The sequence below is a fragment of the Carnobacterium alterfunditum DSM 5972 genome (assembly GCF_000744115.1).
Classification (GTDB): Bacteria; Bacillota; Bacilli; order Lactobacillales; family Carnobacteriaceae; genus Carnobacterium_B; species Carnobacterium_B alterfunditum.
Genome location: NZ_JQLG01000004.1, coordinates 966279 through 991218, shown reverse-complemented (window position 1 = coordinate 991218; position 24940 = coordinate 966279). Strand labels below are relative to the sequence as shown.

At 36.4% G+C, this 24940-nt stretch carries 26 protein-coding genes and 1 other annotated feature; of the genes, 20 read left to right on the top strand and 6 right to left on the bottom strand.

The features are described from left to right. Positions 1-553 precede the first annotated feature (553 nt). From BR50_RS05080 to BR50_RS12560, 4 genes are all read left to right on the top strand, one after another. A complete protein-coding gene (locus BR50_RS05080) occupies positions 554-1132 on the top strand; it encodes a fasciclin domain-containing protein (RefSeq protein ID WP_211249821.1) in 579 nt (192 codons plus the stop codon). A gap of 426 nt (positions 1133-1558) precedes the next feature. Continuing rightward, a complete protein-coding gene (locus tag BR50_RS05075) occupies positions 1559-1966 on the top strand; it encodes a VOC family protein (protein WP_034546849.1) in 408 nt (135 codons plus the stop codon). A gap of 422 nt (positions 1967-2388) precedes the next feature. Continuing rightward, positions 2389-3552, top strand: a complete 1164-nt coding sequence (locus BR50_RS05070; protein ID WP_034546848.1) for a cation diffusion facilitator family transporter — start codon at positions 2389-2391, stop codon at positions 3550-3552. A gap of 383 nt (positions 3553-3935) precedes the next feature. Then, a protein-coding gene (locus tag BR50_RS12560; RefSeq protein ID WP_143298334.1) for an IS5 family transposase occupies positions 3936-4711 on the top strand; the annotation gives its coding sequence in 2 pieces (ribosomal slippage) (positions 3936-4275 and positions 4275-4711; 777 coding nt in all). Between the two features lie 536 nt (positions 4712-5247). Here the strand turns inward: BR50_RS12560 and BR50_RS05060 are convergent. Genes BR50_RS05060 through BR50_RS05050 form a run of 3 tightly spaced genes read right to left on the bottom strand, consistent with a single transcriptional unit; the run spans position 5248 to position 6604 of the window. Next, positions 5248-5535: a putative quinol monooxygenase gene (locus BR50_RS05060; protein WP_034546847.1), complete on the bottom strand. Its 288-nt coding sequence runs from the start codon at positions 5533-5535 to the stop codon at positions 5248-5250. 17 nt (positions 5536-5552) lie between these two features. After that, a complete protein-coding gene (locus BR50_RS05055; protein WP_034546846.1) occupies positions 5553-6182 on the bottom strand; it encodes a nitroreductase family protein in 630 nt (209 codons plus the stop codon). Between the two features lie 2 nt (positions 6183-6184). Further along, a complete protein-coding gene (locus BR50_RS05050) occupies positions 6185-6604 on the bottom strand; it encodes a MarR family winged helix-turn-helix transcriptional regulator (RefSeq protein WP_034546845.1) in 420 nt (139 codons plus the stop codon). Positions 6605-6987: 383 nt separating this feature from the next. Here BR50_RS05050 and BR50_RS05045 point away from each other — a divergent pair, with 383 nt between their 5' ends. Beyond that, entirely contained in the window at positions 6988-7230 is a 243-nt protein-coding gene (locus BR50_RS05045; RefSeq protein ID WP_034546844.1) for a hypothetical protein, read from the top strand. Positions 7231-8040: 810 nt separating this feature from the next. Next, positions 8041-8745, top strand: coding sequence for an FAD-dependent oxidoreductase (locus BR50_RS05040; RefSeq protein WP_051905748.1), 705 nt, complete (start codon positions 8041-8043; stop codon positions 8743-8745). 308 nt (positions 8746-9053) lie between these two features. Continuing rightward, positions 9054-9297, top strand: a binding site (T-box leader). Positions 9298-9843: 546 nt separating this feature from the next. Here BR50_RS05040 and hisJ read toward each other — a convergent pair. Beyond that, positions 9844-10626 carry a histidinol-phosphatase HisJ gene (gene hisJ, locus BR50_RS05035; RefSeq protein ID WP_034546843.1) on the bottom strand — a complete coding sequence of 261 codons (783 nt, stop codon included), beginning with the start codon at positions 10624-10626 and terminating at the stop codon, positions 9844-9846. Between the two features lie 149 nt (positions 10627-10775). Here hisJ and BR50_RS05030 point away from each other — a divergent pair, with 149 nt between their 5' ends. Genes BR50_RS05030 through hisIE form a run of 9 tightly spaced genes read left to right on the top strand, consistent with a single transcriptional unit; the run spans position 10776 to position 17721 of the window. Then, a complete protein-coding gene (locus tag BR50_RS05030) occupies positions 10776-11606 on the top strand; it encodes an ATP phosphoribosyltransferase regulatory subunit (RefSeq protein WP_034546842.1) in 831 nt (276 codons plus the stop codon). A gap of 13 nt (positions 11607-11619) precedes the next feature. After that, a complete protein-coding gene (gene hisG, locus BR50_RS05025; protein WP_034546840.1) occupies positions 11620-12222 on the top strand; it encodes an ATP phosphoribosyltransferase in 603 nt (200 codons plus the stop codon). Further along, positions 12222-13481 (top strand): histidinol dehydrogenase, encoded by a 1260-nt coding sequence (gene hisD / locus BR50_RS05020; RefSeq protein ID WP_034546838.1) that lies wholly within the window; start codon positions 12222-12224, stop codon positions 13479-13481. The genes hisG and hisD overlap by 1 nt, the downstream gene beginning before the upstream one ends. Next, the gene (locus BR50_RS05015; protein ID WP_034546836.1) at positions 13478-14476 is read left to right on the top strand and encodes an aminotransferase class I/II-fold pyridoxal phosphate-dependent enzyme; all 999 of its coding nucleotides are present in this window, start codon (positions 13478-13480) and stop codon (positions 14474-14476) included. Before hisD ends, BR50_RS05015 begins: the two co-directional genes overlap by 4 nt. After that, entirely contained in the window at positions 14473-15051 is a 579-nt protein-coding gene (gene hisB / locus BR50_RS05010) for an imidazoleglycerol-phosphate dehydratase HisB (RefSeq protein ID WP_034546834.1), read from the top strand. The genes BR50_RS05015 and hisB overlap by 4 nt, the downstream gene beginning before the upstream one ends. After that, entirely contained in the window at positions 15048-15623 is a 576-nt protein-coding gene (gene hisH, locus BR50_RS05005; protein ID WP_034546832.1) for an imidazole glycerol phosphate synthase subunit HisH, read from the top strand. Before hisB ends, hisH begins: the two co-directional genes overlap by 4 nt. Continuing rightward, on the top strand, positions 15620-16330 hold the full coding sequence (gene hisA, locus BR50_RS05000; protein WP_034546829.1) for a 1-(5-phosphoribosyl)-5-((5-phosphoribosylamino)methylideneamino)imidazole-4-carboxamide isomerase: 711 nt from the start codon (positions 15620-15622) through the stop codon (positions 16328-16330). Before hisH ends, hisA begins: the two co-directional genes overlap by 4 nt. Continuing rightward, positions 16323-17087 carry an imidazole glycerol phosphate synthase subunit HisF gene (hisF, locus tag BR50_RS04995; RefSeq protein WP_034546827.1) on the top strand — a complete coding sequence of 255 codons (765 nt, stop codon included), beginning with the start codon at positions 16323-16325 and terminating at the stop codon, positions 17085-17087. The genes hisA and hisF overlap by 8 nt, the downstream gene beginning before the upstream one ends. Next, a complete protein-coding gene (gene hisIE / locus BR50_RS04990) occupies positions 17080-17721 on the top strand; it encodes a bifunctional phosphoribosyl-AMP cyclohydrolase/phosphoribosyl-ATP diphosphatase HisIE (RefSeq protein WP_034546825.1) in 642 nt (213 codons plus the stop codon). The genes hisF and hisIE overlap by 8 nt, the downstream gene beginning before the upstream one ends. A 538-nt stretch (positions 17722-18259) precedes the next feature. Here hisIE and BR50_RS04985 read toward each other — a convergent pair. Together BR50_RS04985 and BR50_RS04980 are read right to left on the bottom strand one after the other, a co-directional pair. Further along, positions 18260-19735, bottom strand: coding sequence for a flotillin family protein (locus tag BR50_RS04985; RefSeq protein ID WP_034546823.1), 1476 nt, complete (start codon positions 19733-19735; stop codon positions 18260-18262). Positions 19736-19785: 50 nt separating this feature from the next. Beyond that, positions 19786-20355, bottom strand: a complete 570-nt coding sequence (locus BR50_RS04980; RefSeq protein WP_034546821.1) for a membrane protein — start codon at positions 20353-20355, stop codon at positions 19786-19788. Between the two features lie 520 nt (positions 20356-20875). Here BR50_RS04980 and BR50_RS13045 point away from each other — a divergent pair. From BR50_RS13045 to purC, 5 genes are all read left to right on the top strand, one after another. Continuing rightward, positions 20876-21004, top strand: a complete 129-nt coding sequence (locus BR50_RS13045) for a hypothetical protein (protein WP_281247041.1) — start codon at positions 20876-20878, stop codon at positions 21002-21004. A 124-nt stretch (positions 21005-21128) separates the two neighbouring features. Beyond that, positions 21129-21617: a 5-(carboxyamino)imidazole ribonucleotide mutase gene (gene purE, locus BR50_RS04975; protein WP_034546819.1), complete on the top strand. Its 489-nt coding sequence runs from the start codon at positions 21129-21131 to the stop codon at positions 21615-21617. After that, positions 21610-22743: a 5-(carboxyamino)imidazole ribonucleotide synthase gene (purK, locus tag BR50_RS04970; protein WP_034546817.1), complete on the top strand. Its 1134-nt coding sequence runs from the start codon at positions 21610-21612 to the stop codon at positions 22741-22743. The genes purE and purK overlap by 8 nt, the downstream gene beginning before the upstream one ends. A gap of 1 nt (position 22744) precedes the next feature. Then, positions 22745-24046 carry an adenylosuccinate lyase gene (gene purB / locus BR50_RS04965; RefSeq protein WP_034546815.1) on the top strand — a complete coding sequence of 434 codons (1302 nt, stop codon included), beginning with the start codon at positions 22745-22747 and terminating at the stop codon, positions 24044-24046. 176 nt (positions 24047-24222) lie between these two features. Continuing rightward, the gene (purC, locus tag BR50_RS04960) at positions 24223-24933 is read left to right on the top strand and encodes a phosphoribosylaminoimidazolesuccinocarboxamide synthase (RefSeq protein WP_034546813.1); all 711 of its coding nucleotides are present in this window, start codon (positions 24223-24225) and stop codon (positions 24931-24933) included. The last annotated feature ends 7 nt before the right edge of the window (positions 24934-24940 follow it).

Below are 24940 nucleotides of genomic sequence, written 5' to 3'. Positions count from 1 at the left end.
TTAGACTCTTATCACATCTTCCAAGTCTTAAATCGTGCGTTTGGTGCACAGACTAGCCTCTTTAAGCAGAAGGTCAAACAAGCTTTAAAAACACATGATTTAGATAAGTTAACCATCTGGTTGGATACTTATGAAAGCACATTAGACGAGACACCAGCAGTGGAAAAACTGGCTACTTTTAGAATATACGTATTACGGAATTAGGATCGAATTTTCGATTAACGTGAAAAAGTAGAACAGGTTCTGCAGGACGCAAGAGGTTTAAGTGCAATGGAGTCGAATCAGCGTCATATTTCTTTTCGGATGAAAAAGCGTGGGATGCATTGGAGCGAAGAAGATTGCGAAGCCGTGCGGTAGTAGACGAGTGTACAAAAGTAGAACGCCTAAACTAGCAGGATAATAGGACGACCGAGAAAAAATTGACACAGACTTTTCATACCTATTAATTGACTTATAATGTTCTTTCAATTAGAGTTAATTGACAGATATGGAATGCGCTTACTTTGCTGTTTGGGAGTTCTTTTTATACTATATAAGAGAGGATGGATTTATTATGAGCAAAGATTTATTGAAGAAGTTACGATTAGGTTTAATTTCGTTCGCAGCCATTGGATTGTTAGCAGGATGTGCAACAGAGAACACGACTGATCAGGATACAATGAGTGACGATACAGCTATGGAAGAATCTGTTGAAGCTAAAGAAGATGTTGTCGGTATTGCACAAGGTAATCCTGATTTTAGTATTTTAGTATCTGCTCTTCAAAAAGCAGACCTTGTTGAAACTCTTCAAGGTGAGGGTCCTTTTACAGTATTTGCACCAACTAACGCTGCGTTTGAAAAACTGTTAGGTGAATTAGATATTACAGCTGATGAATTACTCGCACAACCTGATTTAGCAAAAGTTCTTACGTATCATGTCGTTCCTGGTAAAGTTTTAGCTGCTGATTTAACAGATGGCATGAAAGCAGAAACAGTTAACGGAGAAGAATTAATGTTTGATCTTTCAGGAGATCCAATGGTCAACAAATCTATGATTACTCAAACAGATATTGAAGCAACAAACGGCGTTGTACACTCGATTGATACCGTTTTGGTTCCTTCTGATTTTGAATTACAAGAAGTGGCAGAGTAATAAACTGAAAATTTTTTTAAATTTAATAAAAACAGACTATAGTAATAAAAAGAACTAAACTCTCAAACAGTTTAAAAAGAAAAAAATTATAAAATTGAATAAAAAGCAACTCACCAATTAACTTATGAACTTTCATATTTGTTAATGAAGTACCCACGAAAAAAGCCACTCCTATTCACTTAGGTGTGGCTTTTTTCGTGGGTACTGATGCACTGTCTCAAAGTGTTGTATAATTAAGAGAATAAGCAGTACAACACATGTACCCATTATTTGTCTCAGCTGAAAACTGACCGGTTTTTAGCCTCGCAGAGCTCACACTTTACTGAAATTTTAAAGAGAAAAAAGAATCTTAATAAATCAAGGTCTACGATACATGATTTTATCCAATTTCATGTATTCAAATAATAAAAAAAGGAGTGGTGCTTCTTGTCAAAAGGATTTCTTCATCATATTGAGCTCTATGTTTCTGATTTAAAAAAATCTACCGATTTTTGGGGACGGTTTCTTGAGGATTTAGGATATCATTCTTTTCAAAAATGGGAAAATGGACAAAGTTGGAAATTAGAAGAGACTTACATTGTTTTTGCCCAAGTACAAGAGCCTTTTTCAGATAATTCGTACCATAGAAAAAATGTAGGGTTAAATCATTTAGCTTTTCATGCGAGTTCACGACAACACGTAGATGATATGACTCAAAAACTAACAAACAAAGGGATTCCTATTCTTTATACAAAACACCACCCATTTTCCGGAGGTGGAAATCATTACGCTGTGTACTTTGAAGATCCAGATAGGATAAAAGTAGAACTTGTAGCTCCTGAACTATCTAAATAAATATATGTACTCTCGATTTAAAGTCTACTCAGAATAAATACTTATCAAATATTGATCTGATTGATTTTTCGCTGACTATTATAAGTGTCGATTAAGATATCCAGGTTTACTAAATTAAAAAGTCGTGTATATAGACCCTTGATTTAATAAGGTTTTATATACACGACTTTAAAAAAATTCATGTATTATATAAAAACCTACTTTATTAATAAGGTAGTAAGGAAATAGTCTGCAGTTTCACGGTCATTTTCTTGATAACGTAAACAGAATCTTGATTTATCAGGGACTCTAGACACTTATTGTTATTAAATTTCATGATAGTTATTAAAACTATAGTGTAACTACTATTAATTAGATAGGCACACTGATATACTATTCTGATTAACTCAAAATTGTAACTTGAAATTCTTAGGAGGGTAAGTATGAAAAGATTTTTTAAATGGGTAGAAAATCGAAGTGAAGAAAAAGAAATTAGGACCACTTTTGGTACTTTAGCGGGTAAGGTAGGCTTACTTTCTAACCTCCTGTTATTTGTAATGAAATTGATGATTGGTTTATTCTCAGGGAGTGTTTCAATTATAGCTGATGCAATGAATAATTTATCAGATTCAGCTTCTTCAGTTTTAACACTGATTGGATTCCGGATAGCTGCTAAGCCAGCAGATAAAAAACATCCCTATGGTCATCAGCGATCAGAATACATTACAGGTATGATTATTTCTTTCATTATCTTGTTTGTGGGTGGACAATTTCTCATAACGTCAATTAAACGTATTTTGCAACCAGAAAGCTTGCAAACATCTTCTGTAATGTTCGTAATTTTGATTTTATCAATAGGTATCAAAGTCGCTCAAGGTTACTTTTATCAAGAAACAGCTCGACATATCAAATCTAAAACATTGTTGGCTAGTGCAAAAGACAGCTTTAACGATGTTTATACAACACTTACCGTATTCGTATCTGCTGGAATTGAGCATTTTACCGGCTGGCAAATCGATGGTTATACAGGGGTAATAATTGCTATCTTTATTCTTTTCAGCGGTGCTCAAATGATTAGCGGATTCATTAATGTTTTATTAGGAGACCGTCCAAATGAAGAAGAACTCAAATTAATAACGGATCATTTAGACAATCAGCAATTAATCATTGGCTACCATGACTTACTGATCCATAATTATGGCCCTGAGAAAAAATTTGCAACTGTTCATATTGAAATTGACGATAGGTGGAATCTAAATCGATCCCATAAAGTGCTCACTGGGATTGAAAAAGAATTTAAAAACAAGTTAAAAATTAATTTAGTTTGTCACTTGGATCCAATTGCCGTTCGTAGTAAAGAACAACAAAAAGTATATAAACTTGTTAAAGAACTATTAAATTCCTATGAATTAAACTTACAATTACATGATTTTAGACTTGAAAATAAAGATGATCTACCTTTAATTCAATTCGACGTTGTCGTTCCAGAAAACATATCATTGACAAATGAACAGCTTTTAATCGGAATTGAAAAAGACATTAATCAAAAAATAGGCTCATATGCAATTGAACTCGTTTTTGATAGGACCTATTTATTGAAAAAATAAAAAGATAATAACATTTTTTTATATATTGTTTTATGCTTCAAGTGATTAACTCATCAGTTGTTGGGAGACTTTTCAGAGTAGATGATCAAACTATCCTAGAAGAATTATTCTTTATCCGCTATTACTTGGCTAGTAAAAACTAAATAAGTGTATCTAGGATGTGCTTTATAAAAACATTATCTTCTATTATTAATTAGTAGGAAATTATCTACCCATTATGACTAAGTATAATAGTGGCATATGATTAATAAAGTAACGCGTTTTTTTGAAAGCGATTAAACCTTTTTTTGATAAGGTTTAATCGCTAGTTTTTTGACTAGGGCGTGTCTGAAAACTGACTGCCATCCTGATTTTCGGTATAATAAAAGAAAACAGGAGTGATCATGATGAGTATTGAACGTTATGAGCTGACTGATGTGCAGTGGAATCAAATCAAAAATCTGTTTCCTGAATATCACACAGGTAGACCACCTAAAAGCAATCGTATAATGTTCAATGCTGTTTTATGGATTGCTAGAAGCGGTGCTGCTTGGCGAGATCTGCCAAAAGAACGTTACGGATCATGGAAAACGGTCTATAGCCGCTTTTGTTTATGGCGTGATACTGGTTTACTTGAATCCCTTTTTATTACGTTGAATTATGAAGCAGATTACGAAAACTTGAGTATCGATTCAACCGTTGTAACGGCGCATCAGCAGAGTGCCGGTGCAAAAAAAGGGGGCTAAATTCTGTCATCTCGCAACATATCGGTAAAAGCAGTGGTGGGCACACAACAAAAATACATGTCATCGTAGACGGATTAGGAAATCCATTATATTTTCAGCTATCAGGTGGAAATCTCCATGATAGTGTTCTCGCTATTGAAGTTCTTCAACACGTTGAAATACAAGGCAGTAATGTTATTGGCGATCGTGCATACGGTTCTTTAGACATTCGGACTTATGTGACGAATCACGATGCGACTTATACCATTCCACCAAAGAAAAATACAAAAGAACCTTGGACTGTTGATTGGTGGCTATATAAAGAACGTCATTTGGTGGAGTGTTTCTTTAATAAGTTAAAGCATTTCCGTCATATCGCGACACGTTATGATAAACTCGCAACGTCCTACTTAGCCTTTGTATATATAGCAGCTATTTTTCTCTTAACCAAATAGTTTTAAGACACAACCTAATAACTTTGTAAAACTATTTATGCTTATTGACGTAGAACCTGTGGTCTTCCATCAAATAAAAAAACTGACACCAGTACAGCACTGGAATCAGTTTTTTAATTTTCTATTGAACCCTCTTTTTTTATTATCTTTGAAACCAGGTCCAAGTTAAATGTTTTTAGTTTATATTAAGGGACTATATCGGTCTATCGTGTATTAACAATTTGCAAAATTTAAATGTTTTTTAACACTAGCTCCTTCATAGAGACATAGTTATAAAATTAGAACAGTGTTGAAATTAAAGTTACTAGAGCTGGACCACCTTGAGTAAAATAATTTTTTACTATTTGTGACACTACCATATGAAGCAACAACTATAATGTAAACTAATAGCTATCTTGTGACTTCAAGAGAATCTGTTGATAAAAAGGCATCATAGAGCAATCCTAACCCAATTAATCCATTATATATTCCTTAGTTTTTGAGTAATATATTAAGCGATTTTTGACTTAATTTTTTCTGATCCATGTAGACATAATTTATTCACCTAATTCGGAAATTTTTAAGTCTGGGGCTTTTGTGCTGTAATCAGCTATTTTACTAAAAAAACTTTGTAGTAAAGAATTTTGATTATGGGTATTAATTGCAGCTTGATCTTTCCAAAGTTCTACCATAATGAAAGCATTTGTTTCTTCTAGTGATTCGTAAAGATTGTAGGCTAAACAACCTTCTTCTTTTCTAGTTTCTGAAATTAATTCTTTGGTGTCTGATAGAAAATTCTCGCGTTGATCTTCTTTGACAAAAAATGAGGCATTAATAACTTTCATTTAATAATCTTCCTCTCTTATTTAAAAGTAATGAATTCTTTTGCATCAAGTCGAATAGAATCATATCCTTCTTCTAATGCTTTACCAATGGATAGAATAATGACAGGTACATAACGGTCTTTTTTTAAGCCAAATGCTTCTGCTAATTCATCAGCTTCAAATCCACCAATAGGATTAGTATCATATCCATGAGCACGTGCGACCAGCATAAATTGCATAGCAGCTAAACTGGAATCAATTTTTACGACATCATTCATTTTTTCTCTTGTTAAATTTTTGTAATAAGGGATGATAGCAGCTAATTGCTCATCTCTTACTTCTGGAGACATTTTACCTTCAGTTACTGCCTGATTATAAATTTCTTCTCCATATTCATAACATTCCATATCTCCAAATATAAGTATCATTGCTGAAGATGTGTCATTTTGCCTTGTGTTGAAACGAATTAAAGGTTTCAATTTTTGTTTTTCTTCATTACTCTCGACGACTACGAAACGCCAAGGTTGCATATTTACTGATGATGGTGCTATTGTTGATTTTTGGATCATTTCAAGCATTTCTTTGTTAGAAATTTTAACACTCTCATCGTACAATCTGATAGATTTTCTATTATAAGCGATATCTGAAAAATCATTATTTATTATCATTTTTAAACCTCTTCTTGTTTGATTAGTTTTTTAAGCAATAGTTGTAATTGTTTTTCTTCTGCAGAACTAAGTGTATGGTATAAGGGGTTTTGTGGTCTATCGTGTTCTTTCTCACAGATTTCAAGATCCATTTTTGCTTTTTCAGTAATTTCTACGAAGATTTCTCGATTGTTTTCTTTATTTCTTTCTCGAATCACATATTCTTTTTCTTCTAGAATTTTCAAATGTCTCGTAACGGCAGCACTATCTATACGTAACCTATGCTGTATTTGCTTTTGTGAACATTTTCCTGTTTCTTTAAGAAGCATCATTAATTCATATCTGGTCAAACTAAACCCAGTTACTTTCTCAAATTTGGATGTCATTTCCTGGTTCGCAATCTTTATCAGATAAAGAAGACTACTAAATTCTTTAAGATTCAAACTACACCTCCTTTTAAGGTTATAATTGATTAGTCAATCATTGATTAGTCAATTGTAACCTTAAAATATCGTTTTGTAAATAATAAAAAAATAAATGTAAACAATTAATATTTTTATTGGTTTATTCATTAATTTAGTTGTGATAGCAATTCTAATGGGATTGATCACTGTAACAATAAACGAATTAGTTACAAATTAAGCTATTTTTGCCACCTTTTTTATTCACACTAATATGAGAAAATAACGAATAAACCAGTTGGCAAATGCTATAAATAAACTATGATCAAAAAGGGCGTAATTTATATGCCTTTCTATATTCTTTTATTATGAAACTACTTAATTTCACCTAAATAATTAATAGTTTCTTTAGAACCTATAAAACATTGGGATTTGCAGAAATTTTAACGATTTCAGAACGTACTCATATTGAGTTGACTAAAAAAGGTCGTACATTTGATATAAATAATAAAAAAGCATTTTATAAAGAAATAAATCAATTAGTAATGGCAGAATGGGATAAACAATCAAAGGAAAATAAAATGAAAAAAGAAAAAATGAAAATTATTGATACAGAAATTGAAAGTGAGATTAATATTTTCGAAGTTGATGGAATTATGGAAAGATGATTTGAAGGAAGAATTGATTCATATGATACCACAAAAACTTGAAATCTTTGTAAGAACACTTGTTAAAGAAATGTGTGTAGAAAGAGATGAGAAAATTAGAATTCAGTATTAGATCTAAAATACATTACCCAAGTAGAATTGTTTAATATTGGATCTAAGTCATATGATGAGCTAAATTAGTTTAAAAATAAGGTTTCGCTTAAGCAGCGTGAGATGAATTTCTCATACTACTATTTTTTGCTTTAAAACTAATTAAAATACGGCATCTAAAGTACTGAGAAATTCGATACGCATACGCAACATAACATGTTTGATCACTTTTATTTTATTGATTGATTCTTCTAAAGAAACGTTCGGAAAAAGTGCTTAAAGGTGTATCTAATCTTAGTAAAGTTTCTACAAAGGGTTTTAGGTGCTGTCTGCGTAAAACAGAACAGGGCACTGGCGGTGAAATCTTAAAAAACACTGCAATCATTTCTATTTAGTTTTAACACTTTATTTTTCAAGTTCTTTATACGATACTAATGTCTCTTTAAAGTGTAGGCTAATTTTATCATATCAATTTAGCAGTATTTGTTTTCGATCACATCATATTTATTTGATTTTTGCTAATGATTCACGACATAAAATAAGTCTATGAATTGACAAATAAATGAGTAGCTATTAAGATTCGTGTAAGGGTTATCACGATAAAGATGATACGTTAAAAAGTGAGACACATAAAGAAATCAATTTAGTGAATTTCAAAAAGTATGTTAACTAACTAAGATGTTATTTATAAGACAATACGAGATGAATGGAGGGAGAAAAATGAAATTTGAAGATATGAAAGGTGTGATCAAAAAAGGAGAATTTTCAGTTGAAAGTATTGAAAATTTATCTGGTGATTATTATACTGTTAAGCTCAAAAACGATGCTGACATAACCTGGGTACCAGGCGAGCACGGTATTTTTACTTTGCCAGGTAAAAAGATTGAAGGAAGAAAGTTCCGCCTTTTTTCAGTAGCCTCTATACCAGAAGAAGGGTTTATTTTAATCGGTACACGGACGGGAAAAGAAATCAGTAGTTTTAAAAAAGCGTTTTTAACGATGGTGCCTAATGAAAAAGTTGCATTACGTGGACCGTTCGGTTGGTTTAAGATTCAGGATGAAACCTCTCCAATCGTCATATTCGCAGGTGGTGTCGGCATAACGCCAATCCGAGCATTGTTGAAGCAAATGGAGTTCAATACTGATCGACCAATAGAAGTAGTTTATTCATCATCAGGATACCATTTATTTGGAAATGAAATCGAGAACATGGTAATGAACAATCCAATGTTCCAGTTATACAAAATGGCTTCACGAGAAGAAACAGCTGTAAAATTGGATGAATTAGTTGATCACTATGGCAATGCAGCTTATTACTATAATTCAGGGTCACCTGCTGTGTTGAGGTCAGTAAAAAAACGATATAGGAAAAAAGGAATCAAGAAAAATCGCATTATTTCGGATTTATTGATAGGAGCTAAGTGAAATTTAATAAAAGTACCGATATATTTAAACGTAATGTATTTTCGTTATTTTTTAACCATGAAGCGCTCATTAGTGCTATTGAAGGCTGTGATTAGTCAACGTGTTAGGTATAGGTAAGTACAAATAAGTGAAACACTGAAAAGAAAAAGACAATAATAAGAATGAAACCATTTTTTTAAAATAGAAGTATGAATACAAAAATGCAATCTGATTTAATGAGATACCATTTTAAAAAAAAGATTGCTTTTTTGTTTACAAATTATTTTTTATGTGATAAATTAGATAACAATTAGAAAATGAATAGAAATACATAAGCTTTGAAAAGAAAGAGTAAGTACAGGATGTTTGTCAGAGAGTGTGCGGTTGGTGAGAGCACATAAACAAATGTATTGAACACATCTTTGAGCTAATCGGTGAAACCATTTTGGGAATAGCTGGATTCGGGAATCGCACCCGTTACAGTGCAAAAGTATGATAGTACTTTCTGAGTTTGATACTGTGAAGTATCAATAAATTGAGGTGGAACCACGTGAGGAAACTCCCGTCCTCTAGCATTATTGCTAGAGGACGGGAGTTTTTTTTTTTTCGGCTGAATGTTTTGCAAGATAAATTGAGTTTATATTTTTTAGTGTTGATAAATCAGTTGGATCACTCACCTGAAATTTTTGGAGGAATAGGGTTGCTTGTAGCCGTGTAAAGGATTCAATGAGAATTATAAAACGTTAACGCTTCAGCGATTACGGTTTGTTTGAAGCTTGAAAGCTTGAAGACTTCTTTTCAGGCTTCAAGCGTTCCCATGGCCCCACAAGCAAACCCGTCCATTCCAGAAGGAATTTCATTTTGAAGAATCCACACCCGTTGACCTAGAGTCAATAAATTATGGGTTCGAAATTTTTAAAAAATAGAGGAGGAATACAAGATGAAGAAAAAATAAATTAGCTTTTGGATGGTTGCTGCATTAAGGGCGGTACTTATGGGTGTCACAGTTTGCGGAACAGGTTAGGATACAAGTTCAGCGAATGAGACAAGCCGATTAGAAGAAATTCAAGAAAAAGGAAAATTTGATGGTGCAACAAAACCTTACTTTTCCTCATATCCTTAAAATTCTTCAAAAGATGAAAAGTAACGTCCGATGTCTTTTGCTTGATGAGCATCAGAACCTGTTTCATAATTCAGTCCAATTTTTTTGGCATACATCATCATGTCGGCGTTTGGATAAGTCTTCTTATAAAGGGGCTTATCCATTCCAGAAAAATTATAGTCTAATCGGTAATGATTCATTTTAGCTAGATCCATTAATGCTTCCCACTGTATAGGATCTTCAACTGTATAAGCTTTTTGGAATTTATGAATCAAGTTCAGATGGCCAATCTTTTTAGGTGTCCATTCGCCGAAAGGAAGAGACAGTGCTTTGGTTAGCGTTTCTTCATAACGACGGTACATTGTTTCAAAGCCGATGGATGTTCCTTTTTGGATAAAAGAATCACTGTCATAGTCGATGCAGAAATAGTCATTGGGTTTCAATTGAAGAAAGTGAACACTCAATATCGAATATTCAATGTATTCCGGATACTTTTTCAAAAAATCAATTGTCTCTTTTTCATGACCTTCAATATAATCTACTTCGAATCCGATATGGATCCGAATCATTTCCGCATACTTGTATTGCATATCTTTCAAGGTACTTATATAGCGTTCCACATCTTCCATTCTCATAGCGCTGTCCTTTGTTGGAACAGAGTCTTTGATTGGCAAAGGAGCGTGTTCGGTAAAGGTCAATTCTTTCAATCCCTTTAATATTGCTTCTTCTATATACATTTCTATCGAATCAGACGAGGCATGTGGGCAATAATTTGTATGGATATGATTGTCTCTTTTCATTTTTTTCTCCTTTTTAAAAAGTAAAATTAAAAAATTTAAGATATTCCTATTTAGCTATAGTACCATGCCTTTAAAATTGGATGAAATAGTTTCTCATTTAGAGAAGAGAATTAGTAAAATAAATTAAATGAAATAGGAGTGAGACAACTATGAATCAAATCAGGATGAACCAGGACTTAATGAAAATAAAGCAGCAAGAGTTGGGATTTCTGAATCATTTTCAGCAACGCAATTATGAGTTGATTGATTTAGGGCTAGTCGAATCTTTTCAATGGAAGGATTTATCTCAAGATGATTTACATTTGATGGAACGTCGGCATAAATGGGAAAGAAACGGAACATTGTTTGCTTTACGTAGCGACTGGACGAATGCAATTGTGCGCTACCGTAAGAAGTACCAGTTACATGCTGATAAAATTGCTTATGTTGGATCGGTTTATACAGTTGATAGTGAGCGCAAGCAACTGGGGGTCGAGATCTTTTCGGCAAATGTGAAGGAACAGTTTAAGGTTTTGGAGGATATGATTTGTTTCTTGCAACAGGAACTGCATACGACACTTTCAGTAGGAGTCATCAGTCATAACATGTTATTAAAAAAACTTTTAAACAAAGATGAACATGAGGATGAATTGGTTCAGCAATACATTAGGGACAGAAACTATGATGCATTGGGTTCTCGCTTAGGAAAAGATCATCTGTTAGTTAGATTGATGAAAGAAGCCCCTGCTGATCAAGGGGACTATTTAAAGAAACACTTTCCTGAATTAGCGGATCAATTAAAGGAAATCGAGCAGTGGCAAGATCAATTAGATTCATTGGGAGTCGAATATGTTTATTCTGATTTATTAGCTGTCCCTGTGCAATCTTATTACAAAGGAATTTTTATCCACGTTTATGAAAAAAATGCAGTGAATCCCATTGGATCTGGAGGACAGTATACGAGTTCTTCAAAAGCTTTCGGAATGGCGATAACAATTTAAGGGGAGTGTCAGCATGATAACAATTGCTTTATCAAAAGGAAGACAACTGAAAGATTTCATCAATTACCTTGATTCCATTCAGTTGACTGAATGGTCAACTGCATTGAAATCAGTATCAAGAGAGCTAGTCGTCCTTATAGAAGATATTCGGTTTTTGCTTGTTAAAGGAGAAGATGTTCCAGTCTATGTGGAAGAGGGGATAGCCGATTTAGGAATAACCGGGAGTGATGTATTGTTTGAACAAAATCGAACGCTTAATAACTTAATGAACTTACCATTTGGTTATTGTCATTTTGCTTTGGCTAGCAAGCATCCTCAGAACGAGTATCCAATAGTGGCAACTAAGTATGTACACTACACGCAGCGTTATTTTGATACTATCATGCAACCCGTCAAAATTATTGCCTTGAAAGGTTCCGTTGAATTGGCTGCGACGATCGACATGGCGGATGCCATCATGGATATCGTTCAATCCGGGACCACTTTGCGTGAAAATGGGTTGAGCGAACAAGTAAGACTAGACGAGATAAACGCTCGCCTTATTTCCAACAAACATGCCTATTTTTCAAAGTATGAGGAAATCCAAAAAATTATTAATGTATTGAAGGTGAATTGATGTATACAGCAGAAGAATTTAAAAACCAGTATAAATCTGCAAATCAGACTGATCTTTCCAAGGCTAAAGCGGTAATGGATATCATCCATAAAGTTCAGGAAAGTGGGGATGACGCTCTTATTGATTACGCTAGACAATTTGATGGAGTGGAATTGGATTCGGATCAGCTGGAAGTTCCAATTGCCGAAATGAGAAAAGCCTACAATGAATTGGACAGCGAACTGCGCGATGCATTGGAAGAAGCGTATAAACAAATCTATAAGTATCAAGAGTCCATTAAGTGGTCAACCATGCCGAAGTCAGAACTTTATCAAAATATTCAGCCGTTAAATCGAATAGGGATTTATGTGCCTGGTGGAAAAGCAAGTTATCCGTCAACGGTATTGATGACAGCCACTTTAGCCAATGTAGCTGGAGTGAGAGAAACAATCATTGTCACTCCTCCTCAACCGGGTGGAATCAATAAGACCACATTAGCTGCCTGCTTTATTGCCCAAGTCGATCATGTCTATCAATCAGGCGGAGCTCAGGGCATAGCCGCAATGGCTTACGGAACTGAAACGATTCCAAAGGTTGATAAAATAGTAGGTCCCGGAAACCAGTACGTAGCGTTGGCAAAGAAACTGGTATATGGCGATGTCGGAATTGATTCTATTGCTGGACCTTCCGAAATCGTTTTGGTAGTAGACGAGACTGCTAACGAAGAATGGGTAGCCCTAGATGTGCTGGCTCAGGCTGAACACGATGAGATGGCTCGTACATTTTTAATCAGTACCAATAAAGAAAAGTTGGCCGCTGTTGAAGCAGAAATTGACAAGCAAAAACTGAAGCAAAGCCGGTTAAGTGTCATCAACGGAAGTCTGAAAGACCATCACTACACAATTTTGACTAGTGGGAAACGAGAAACCATTGAAATCGTGAACCTGATTGCTGGAGAGCATGTATCCATCCAGACAAAGAACGCTGAAGAGTACATTTCTGAAATAAAAACAGCGGGGGCTCTTTTTATTGGTCCGTATTCACCAGAAGCAATCGGGGACTACGTTGCAGGTCCAAGTCATGTTCTGCCAACCAATGGAAATGCTCGATTTGCCAATGGATTGACAGTGAACGACTTTCTGCGAACTAATTCTGTGATCCAGTTGAAAAAAGAGACGTTCCAAAAAATGGCTCCTTTCGGTATGCGTATTGCAAAGGAAGAAGAATTACAAGCGCACCATGATTCTCTTGCTGTCAGGTGGAAGGAGGAAGAAAAATGATTCGTATCCACAAAAATGAAAGTCCGTACCGTTCATTGACAGATGAAGAATTGCAAGAAATTGTGCTAAAAACGCCTTTCAATCAATATGGGGATGATGAGTACAAACATCTGGCGAAGGTGTACGCAGAATTCTATGGATTGGATCCTGAATTGGTCAGTTTCGCCAACGGCTCAGATGAATGGATTCAAAAATGTATGATGGTTCTAGGAACGGGTCCTGTAATGACTTTTGAGCCAGATTTTTCAATGTACGAAGAATACGCCAATCAATTGAAGCGTCCTATCCATAATGTGGAGTGTAACGAGGATGGATCATTTGATTATGCAAGTACGCTTGTACAGATGGAAAAAATCAAACCATCATTCTTCATTTTTTCCCAGCCGAACAATCCGCTTGGGATGCTTCATCCAGATGGATTTGTTCAGGCTGCGGCGGATCTGATGCAAGAACTGAATGGGTATTTGATTATCGACGAAGCTTATATGGACTTCGCGGAACAAAAAGCCGTTCGTCCAGAAGGGGAGCATGTTATTGTCATGCAGACACTTTCCAAAATATATGGTTTGGCGGGTTTGCGCATCGGAATAGTGACCAGCAGTTTGGCAACGATGACGTTGTTGAATTCAGTCGCTCACCCTTATCCGATAAATACTTTATCTATTAATATAGCTGCATACTTATTCGAAAATACAACTAAACTGGAAACCTTTATGAATCATCAAAGAAAGCTAGCTGGAAAATTGAAAGACATTTTTAAGAAAGAAGTCAGTGATGTGATGACTGTGCTGCCAAGTCAAGCGAACTTCGTTTTTACTTACGGTGAAGTTGCCTTGGAATTAGGGAAGTACATCCAACAAAGCGGATTTCAGCCGAGAACGTATCCTGATTCGTCCCATCCGTTACTGCAAAAAGCCGTCCGCTATTCAATAGCGACAGATGAACAATTAACGCAACTTGAATCAATTATAAAAGAATGGAGAATAAGACTATGACAGTATTTATAGAACGCAATACCAAAGAAACAAAAATCAGTATGTCGTTGAAACAAGGTTTCGATCCTTCTAACATTGAAACAGGAGTTGGTTTTTTAAATCATATGCTGAATTTATTTGCTTTTCACGGCCATTTTGTACTAAATTTGACAGTCGATGGGGATACAGATGTGGATGCTCATCATACGACTGAAGATGTTGGCATCGTATTGGGACAATTGTTGGCTGAATTGGGTAAAGAAAAAGAGCGTATGACACGCTATGGTACAGCTTATGTACCGATGGATGAAACCTTGGCTCGATCAGTGACCGATATCAGCGGACGCCCTTACTTGCACTTTGATGCAGATTTTTCAAAAGCGACTGTTGGAACGTTTGATGTGGAACTGGTTAAAGAGTTTTTCTATGCGGTCGTCATTCATGCCCGGTACACAACTCATCTGGATTTAATCAGGGGAGGAAATACGCACCATGAAATTGAGGCTTTATTCAAAGCATTTGCCCAAAGTGTTCGGATAGCGCTGAGCGATTCAGGTGTCGACCGTCTGCCCTCTTCTAAAGGAGTGATTGAATGATAGCAATCATGGATTATGGTTTGGGAAACATTGCCAATTTAACCAATGCCATCCGTTTTCTGGGTTATGAGGTAGAAGTAACCAAAGATGAAGATACTCTTCGGCAGGCAGACACCATTATCCTGCCAGGTGTCGGACACTTCAAAGATGCTATGGACCGAATTCACGCACAAGACCTAGTTCCTTTATTGAATGAGTTAAAAGAAACCAAACGATTGGTGGGGATTTGCCTTGGCATGCAGTTGTTGTTTGAGCACAGTGAAGAAGGGAATGTCGACGGTCTTGGCTATCTGCCTGGTACAGTTGAAAGAATCATTAGCCCGCACCCTGTACCGCATCTCGGATGGAATGCGTTGCACTCAACTCTTCCAAGTTTAAATGGCGATGTGTATTTCATTCATTCCTATAAAGCAGTCACCAAGGAAAATATTGTCGCTACAACTGATTATGGGCAAGAAGTGGTAGCAATTGTGCAAAAAGATAACATTTTAGGTATTCAATTCCATCCTGAAAAAAGCGGAAAAATAGGATTGGCGATTTTAAATCAAGCACTGCAAGGAGGATTTGAATGATTGAGATATGGCCAGCAATCGATTTGATCGACAATAAAAGTGTCCGTCTGACAGAGGGGGATTATGCAACCAAAGAAGAAATGAAACGAACGCCTGAAGAGGCTATTGCTTTTTACACTCGGTATCCTCAAGTCACACGCATCCATGTTGTTGATTTGATGGGAGCAGTCAAGAAACAGCCAACTTCTAGCGCTTATATCGAAACACTATTTAAAAGAAGTACCGTCCCGATAGAAATCGGTGGGGGAATCCGCTCTGAAAAGACCATCCAGCATTACCTTGAAGCAGGAGCTTCTTATGTCATTGTTGGAACCAAAGGTCTTCAGGATAGAGACTGGCTCGCGAAAATGACCACACGCTATCCCGGAAAGATTTACTTGGGACTTGATGCGAAAGGAGAGAAAGTCGCATTGAATGGCTGGACAGAAGTCAGTGAACAGACCATTTACGAAGTAGCCGAAGCGGTAAACGATTTGCCTTTAGGAGGAATCATTTATACAGACATTACAAAAGATGGGAAAATGGGTGGTCCAAATGTGGAAGTGACCGGTGCATTAGCCAGGTTTTCCAAACACCCTATCACGGCTTCAGGCGGTATACGTAGTCTTGAAGATATCCGAAAATTAGAGAAAGCGGGTGTTGCTGCAGCGATTGTTGGAAAAGCAGCCAACACACATGCTTTCTGGGAGGGACTAGACGATGATTAAAAAACGGATCATTCCTTGCTTGGATGTAAAAGACGGCCAAGTGGTCAAGGGTATTCAATTTAAACAATTAAGAGAAATTGGCGATCCTGTTAAGATGGCGAAACAATACAATGCCCTCGGAGCGGATGAACTGGTTTTTTTGGATATTTCTGCAACAGAAACCGGACATGCACTCATGATTGATGTCATCCGCAAGACAGCTAAAGAATTGTTTATTCCTTTAACTATCGGAGGGGGCATTAAAAATCTAGCAGACATCTCCCAGTTACTCAATGCAGGAGCGGATAAAGTCAGCTTGAATTCTGCTGCACTGGCAAATCCTGCATTCATTAAAGAGGCTAGTGAAAAGTTTGGCTCGCAATGCATTTGTATCGCGATCGATGCACAATGGGAACCGGAAGAAGAAGACTGGTTCTGCTATACTCATGGCGGGAAAAAGCGAACGGCTAAGCGAACGCTCGAGTGGGTAAAAGAAGTTGAGGCATTAGGTGCCGGAGAATTATTGGTCACCAGTATGGATTATGATGGAATGAAACAAGGTTTTGATCATCGTCTATTGAGGCTAATTGAACAAGCCGTTCATATTCCGGTCATTGCTTCTGGAGGTGGCGGAAACGCCCGACACTTTGCAGAGTTATTCAAAGAGACCAATGTATCTGCTGGATTGGCCGCTTCTATTTTCCATGATGAAGAAATCTTAATTGCAGAAGTAAAAGATAGCTGTACAAAGAAAGGAGTACCGATGCGTTATGTCTAATTACGATGAGTTGAAGCCTGATTTTTCAAAAGGGTTATTGACGGTTATCTTGCAACATTACACGAATAAAAACGTACTAATGGTTGGGTACATGAATGAAGAAGCTTTTGAAATTACAAAAAAAGAAGAAGTCGTTTGGTTCTATTCCAGAAGCAAAGAGCGATTATGGAAAAAAGGCGAAAGCAGTCAGAATGTCCAATATGTAAAAGAAATGTATTTGGACTGCGATCAAGATGCATTGCTCATAATGGTAAACCCAGCAGGCCCAACGTGTCACCGAAATACGGAAAGCTGTTTTGATGTCGCTCCAGCGTTTACGCTGAAAGATATCGAGCAAACGATTCAAGACCGGGAAAAAGAAAAAGCAGGAGCTTCCTACACAAATTACCTGTTAACAGAAGGAATCGATAAAATAGCCAAAAAATTTGGTGAAGAAGCAGTTGAAGTCATCATTGCCGCAAAAAATGCAGACAAAAAAGAAACTGCCAATGAAACAGCTGACTTGTTGTACCACCTTGGAGTCTTGCTACATGATCAAGGCGTTGCCGTTGATAATGTTGCCGCAGTGTTGGCTGAGCGCCATCAAAAAAGCAACAATTTTAAAGGTGAACGAAAAGATATAGATGTTTGGTAAATAGTAAGCACACAGCAAAAAATTGAAAGAATTTTTTTAGCCTAAATGAATCTCCTTTGGTAGTTTCATTAGGTAAAGCAAAGGAAATCGTCTGAAGAATGTAGGGGAAACATGCTTAAATTGATTGCTTTCGATAGAACGTAAAAAAATAGATGTGGTATAAAACATTTCTAAAAAACATGCGAAAAGGTCTTGATATTTTTAAGAGGTAAGCTTGTTTACATCAAGCTTACCTCTTTTTTTGATTTATATGTCCATTAAAATACCGTTCTAGTTTGCTGATGTCTGGTAGGTGGGGCTGAAATGATAGCTTACTCTTTAGTTGCGTACAGATTCACCAGTATAAGAACTGACAATGATCAAACATTATATATGCATAGGTTTATGTATATTCTATCTTGATTCCAGATCAACCTTTTAACGAAAAATTTTTTATTGGAGTTGTTTTTGGAAACCGTTTGATCTAATTAAAATACACGAGGTGGAATCGAACCACCACAAGGCCCCTAGCCGTGCACTAATATAGGTATTTAAATGATTATTCTGAATCTTCTGTGGTACTTGGTTCTTCAGCCACGGTAGTTGTTTGAGTGAAGGTGTCGTTTAAATTACTGATTTGACGACCTACATTCTTTGTTCCAGCAAATGAGCTGATTAAATTGTTGATGTCTAAGCCCGTTGCATCTTTAAAGGCCTCTTGAGAAGCTGCCAATGTATTTAGGGCTGTTTTAGTAATGGCTGATGCACCATTTCCGTTTCCGCTATCTACAACTGTGATTTTGTCAATGTTACTCAATGGTTCAGCAGCAGCACGAACAATTGCAGGATAAGCTTCAATCAGTAAGGTTGCAATGGCTTCATCACCGTATTGTTTCAAAGCTTCAGCCCATGCTGTCTTGCTGTCTGCTTCAGCTTGACCGATTAAACGAATACTTTCGGCTTGAGCCATACCATTTAATTCGATTTCTTTGGCTCTCGCTTCAGATTCAGCAATAGCTTTGTTTTTATCAGCTTCGGCACGTTGCTCAACAGAGTAACGTTCAGCATCAGCTTTTTTACGGACAGTTGCGTCGTATTCGCGTTCTTGCTTGATGGTTTCTTTTTCTTGCAATTCGATTTGTTTTTCACGTTCAATGATTTGAGCGTTACCCTCTTCGATGATAACTTTTTTCTTTAATTCAGCTTTCTTTAAGTCATATGCACTTTCAGCTTCAGCTTTTGCGATATTTTGTTCTCTGCCGTATTCAGATATGCGAAGACTTTTCACTTTTTCAGCTTCGGCAATCTGTGTTTGTCGTTGCAATTCAGCTTCTTGAGACAGTTGTTCAGCTAGTGCTCGTTGAATACGTGTTTCTTTATCCGCATTCGCTGTTTTGATATCGGCATCTCGTTTAACTTCGGCAATACGTCCTTGACCTAATGAATCTAGGTAACCATTTTTGTCCGTTACTTCTTTTACTGTAAAAGATAAAATAACCAATCCCATTTTAGCTAAATCGCCAGATGCTTCATCTTGAACATTTTGGTTGAATTTATCACGGTTTTGATAAATATCTTCAACAGTCATGCGACCTAAAATCGAACGCAAATGTCCTTCTAGGACTTCTTTCGCTTCGCTTTCTAATTGTTCTGTTGACTTACCAAGATATTGTTCAGCGGCTGTTGCGATATCTTCTGATGTGGAGCCGATTTTAATAATAACAGTCCCATCAACTGCGACCGGAACACCTTCCTCGGTATACACTTCAGGTGTGCGCACGTCTAATTTAGACGATAATAATGACAACTTATGAACAGATTGAATAATTGGCCAAACGAATGTACCGCCTCCACTAACGATTTTCATTTTATTGCCCGTATTGGGGTCAATATAAACATTTTTGTCGCCTAATGCTGTACCGCTGATAATTAAGGCTTCCGCGGGAGAAGCTGTACGGTAACGACTGACCAATGCTACTAGTAAAACGATTGCGATGACGACTGCGCCAACGGTTCCGAATAATGCTGGATTCATGTGTAAATTCCTACTTTCTTGTGTCTGATTTTGATAGTGGGGTTATTTTTTTATTTCTTATTCCATGTCGGCATTGGTTTACCGATTGTTTTAATGCTGTTTGTATAGGGAAGTACATAAAGAATGTTGTCGCGGACATCCATAATCAATACGTTCTCATTTTTTGGAATATCGGTTATACCATCCGTATTGTCATAGATTTTAGCCATTTTGTTAACCCTTGTAAAACCAGTAGAGACGATGACTTCTCCTGTTCCGTTGAGTGTGATCGGAATGGATACTTTCGCTTCTTTGCCTTCTAATTCATAGATTGAAGTAATGCTTGAATTTTCTGCACGATTCTTAAAGGGCAGGATAACGAGAATATTCATGAGCATAATGATAATCATACTGACAAAAAAGATACCCGCAAATAACCAAATGGATACGATTGAGCGATTGGTCAAGAGGATCCCGTATGTAATAAAAAAAGCAATCATACCCGTGACAAAGAAATCACTGATGTCGTAAAAGCCGACACTGATAATATCTTTTAGCGGTAATGTCAAAATGGCTAATGCTATACAGCCTGCAAAAGCAAATTGTAAGTACAGTGGGTCTTCTAAGATAGTAGTTAACACTTTTTTTCACCTCCTTCCAATGATGAGTCATCGTATGACATCTATCGAAGAAAAATCCAAAAATAGGGGTCAATAGTCGCTTTCAACGCCTATTACAGTAACACCTATTAGTTTAAGGAATATCTAGAGTATGTATTGGATTTATATAAGGAAACCTTGCAATCTTAATCATTTTATTGTACTAATCAATGGCTATAATAATTGTTTTGTTATAAATGACAATCTCTTTTGAAATCCCGATTATTCCATCCCTATTTAGCGTAACCAGATGAACGGTCTACTAATATAGATGATACTCTAATTAGAGGAATAAAAGAAGAGTCTAATATAAAAAATCAAAGGCATCCATTAGCTAGATAGAGCTAATGGATGCCTTTGATGCTATAAGTAAACAAACAGGAACAATCATATAGCTGCATTTGGCAAAATTTATTTTTTTTGGACAGGATTTTTGAGGTTCCATATTGAACCTGTTTTAAAATTTATCATACCGAGCGGATGGTGGATCCAGAGTTTAATAATGAAGCGTCGCCAATTTGGGCTGATTCTGGAAGCAGATGAAGTTTTTCTACTGGCAGAATTATTATTTTCATCATTAGAGGATAAAATGTACTGTTTTTTGGATTATCTATCAGAATTAACTGGATAAGTTACTTAGATAGACTGAAACGGGTTTAATAACGAACGAATAATGTTTAATTTGATAAAACGTTTGTAAAAGTTTGTTGTGTTGTGCTATATTGAACGTGAGAAAATAGAGCGGAGGAAAATGCATGGATACCATTATCTCTGTTGTTATGGGGAGCACTTCTGATTGGGAAACAATGAAAGACTGTTGTACGATTTTAGATGAATTTGAAGTAGCCTATGAAAAAAAGGTGGTATCGGCCCATCGGACACCAGATTTGATGTTCAAATTTGCTGAACAAGCAAGAGAGTCGGGAACAAAAATAATCATTGCAGGAGCTGGAGGCGCCGCTCATTTACCGGGCATGATCGCAGCAAAAACAACATTGCCAGTTATAGGCGTACCGATACGATCTCAAGCACTTAACGGGATAGATTCATTGTTGTCCATTGTACAAATGCCAGCAGGTATACCGGTTGCTACGGTGGCGATTGGGAAAGCAGGAGCCGCGAATGCAGGACTTCTTGCTGTTCAGATCCTTGCTATTGAAGATGAAAAATTAGCAAAAAAATTGGAAGTAAGACGTGATAGGCTTAAGAAAAATGTAATAGAAAGTAGTGAAGAACTTGTATAAGTCGCTCAAACCAGGAGATACTATTGGAATTATTGGAGGCGGGCAATTAGGAAAAATGATGGCTCAATCAGCAAAAAAGATGGGATTTATTGTTGGTATTTTGGATCCTAATCAAAATTGTCCAGCAGCTCAAGTGTCTGATTGGAATATCCGCGCTGATTATGCAGATAAAGAAGCTTTACGTGAATTTGCGAGAAAAGTAACGGTTCTAACCTTTGAATTTGAAAATATTGATGCAGAAGCATTGCGAGAGATGGAAGATTTGTCAGCTATCCCGCAAGGTAGCGAAATAATAAGCATTACACAAGACCGAATCAAAGAAAAACAGTTTTTAGAGTCTATTGGGGTTTCAATTGCAGCTTTTGAGGTTGTGAAAACAACTGACCAACTGAATGGTGCACTTGGAAAAATTGGCTATCCCTGCGTCTTGAAAACAGCGCGTTTTGGATACGATGGTAAAGGGCAAGTTGTTTTGAAATCTGAGGCGGATAAAGCAGAGGCAGAAGCATTGATCGCTGATAATAGTTGTATTCTGGAAGCTTGGGTACCTTTTTTGAAAGAACTATCGGTCATGATTGTTCGCAATCAAAAAGGAGAAGCGACAATTTTTCCTGTTTCTGAGAATATCCACGTAAATAATATTTTACATGAAAGCATTGTACCTGCCCGGATCTCTCCTATAGTAAGCAAAAAAGCCGTGGATACGGCTAAACAAATTGCTGATGCTTTGCAATTAGTTGGCACATTAGGAATTGAACTATTTTTAACAAAAGATGATGGCATCTTTATCAATGAACTGGCACCTCGTCCGCATAATTCAGGGCACTATACGATTGAAGCAATGTCTTTTTCACAATTTGATGCACATATCCGAGCGGTAGCTGGGTTGGCGATGCCAACAGCCCGCTTACTTTCGGATGTCGTTATGGTCAATATACTGGGACAACATTTGGAGGACAGTTTAGCTTTTCGAGATAAAAAAGCGGACTGGTCGTTTCATTACTATGGTAAAAAAGAAATGTATCTGAATAGAAAAATCGGACACATCACTATTTTGACGAACGATGTAGAAGCAACATTGATTGAAATAGATAATACCGGGATCTGGAATGGAGGAAGCAATTAAGATGATTACACGTTATACACGTCCTGAGATGGCTAAGATTTGGTCGGAACAAAATGGCTATAATAGTTGGTTAGAAGTTGAAATTTTAGCAGTTGAAGCTTGGGCTATTTTAGGTGAGATCCCAACAGAAGATGTTAGAAAGATAAGGTCAAACGCAACGTATAATATTGATCGTATGGTAGAAATTGAAAAAGAAACTAGACATGATGTCGTAGCTTTTACGCGATCCGTTTCTGAATCATTGGGTGAGGAAAGAAAATGGGTCCACTATGGATTGACTAGTACCGATGTTGTCGATACTGCATACGGCTACCAAATGAAACAAGCGAACGATATTATTCGTAAAGATTTACAAAACGTACTAGAAATCATTGGAAACAAAGCAAAAGAACACAAAAATACAGTATGCATGGGCCGTACACATGGTGTCCACGCGGAGCCAACAACATTTGGTTTGAAATTAGCTAATTGGTATTCTGAAATCAAACGCAATATCGAACGATTTGAGCACGCAGCTGAGGGTGTCGAAGCGGGAAAAATAAGTGGAGCAGTAGGAACATTTGCGAATATCTCGCCTTTTGTGGAAGAATTTGTTTGTAAAAAGCTGGGTATACGACAACAAGAAATTTCAACGCAAGTATTGCCCCGAGATATGCATGCTGAATATCTTGCTGCAATTGCTTTAATTGCAACGAGTGTGGAGCGTTTTGCTACTGAAATTCGAAGTTTGCAAAAATCAGAGGTACGCGAAGTGGAAGAGTTTTTTGAAAAAGGACAAAAAGGTTCTTCAGCTATGCCGCATAAACGTAATCCTATTGGTTCCGAGAATGTAGTTGGCCTAGCACGCGTTATCCGAGGCTATATGATGACGGCATATGAAAATGTAGCTTTATGGCATGAACGTGATATTTCTCATTCTTCTGCAGAAAGAATCATCTTACCGGATAGTACTATTTTATTGGATTACCAATTAAATCGTTTTGCGACTATTATAGAGAAATTGACTGTTTTCCCTGAAAATATGATCCGTAATATGGATGCGACATATGGCTTGATTTATAGCCAACGAGTATTATTGAAATTGATCGACCATGGAATGAATCGTGAAGAAGCATATGACTTGATACAACCTAAAACGGCTTATTCTTGGGATAATCAAATAAGTTTTCGGTCATTATTAGAACAAGATAAGACCATAATGTCTAAATTAACCAAAGAAGATATCAATGATGCTTTCAATTATGAGTATCATTTAGATCAGGTCGATCGTATTTTTGAAAGAGTAGGATTAGTAGATCAATAGGGAAGACTGGGGCTATTGCTCCGGTCTTTTTTAATGAAGTAAAATAATTTTAGTTATTTTACTTCATTAAAAAAATAAGGAATATTTCATTGACAATCAAAGGTTGGATGATACAATTAAAGCGAATGATTTGACATTATAAAAAAATAATGTTCGTCAATTGAGAGGGTGGAATAATGGAAAGAAAAGAATTGCTTTATACCGGGAAAGCTAAAAAGATGTATGCGACAAATCAAGAGACGGTTCTTTTAGCAGAGTATTTAAACCAAGTAACTTCACTAAATGGCGCTAAAAAAGAAAATGTTGAAGGGAAGGGAGAACTGAATAACCAAATAACGGGTCTAATATTCAACTACTTAGCTGAAAAAGGGGTTGCAAGCCATTATATCCAAGAAGTGTCTAAAACCGAACAATTGATAAGAGAAGTTGAAATGATTCCTTTAGAGGTCGTTGTCCGTAATGTGTCGGCCGGCAGCTTTGCAAAACGGTTTAGTATGGAGGAAGGAATCAATTTGCCTTTTCCAATTATTGAGTTTTATTACAAAAATGATAAGCTGGATGATCCATTTATCAATGACTCACACGTTAAGATGCTGAACGTTGCGAAAGACGAAGAGGTCATGGAAATAAAAAAGCAAGCATTAGAGATCAATGCTGCCTTAGTTGAAATGTTCAGAAAAATTGCTATTCGCTTAATTGATTTTAAAATTGAATTTGGGAAAACAGCTGATGGGAAAATCATCCTCGCTGATGAAATATCCCCGGATACTTGCCGTTTATGGGATGTGAATACAAAGGAACATTTAGACAAAGATCTTTATCGCCGTGATCTAGGAGATATTATTCCTGTTTACGTAGAAGTATTGCAACGGCTGAAAAACATGTGACTAAACG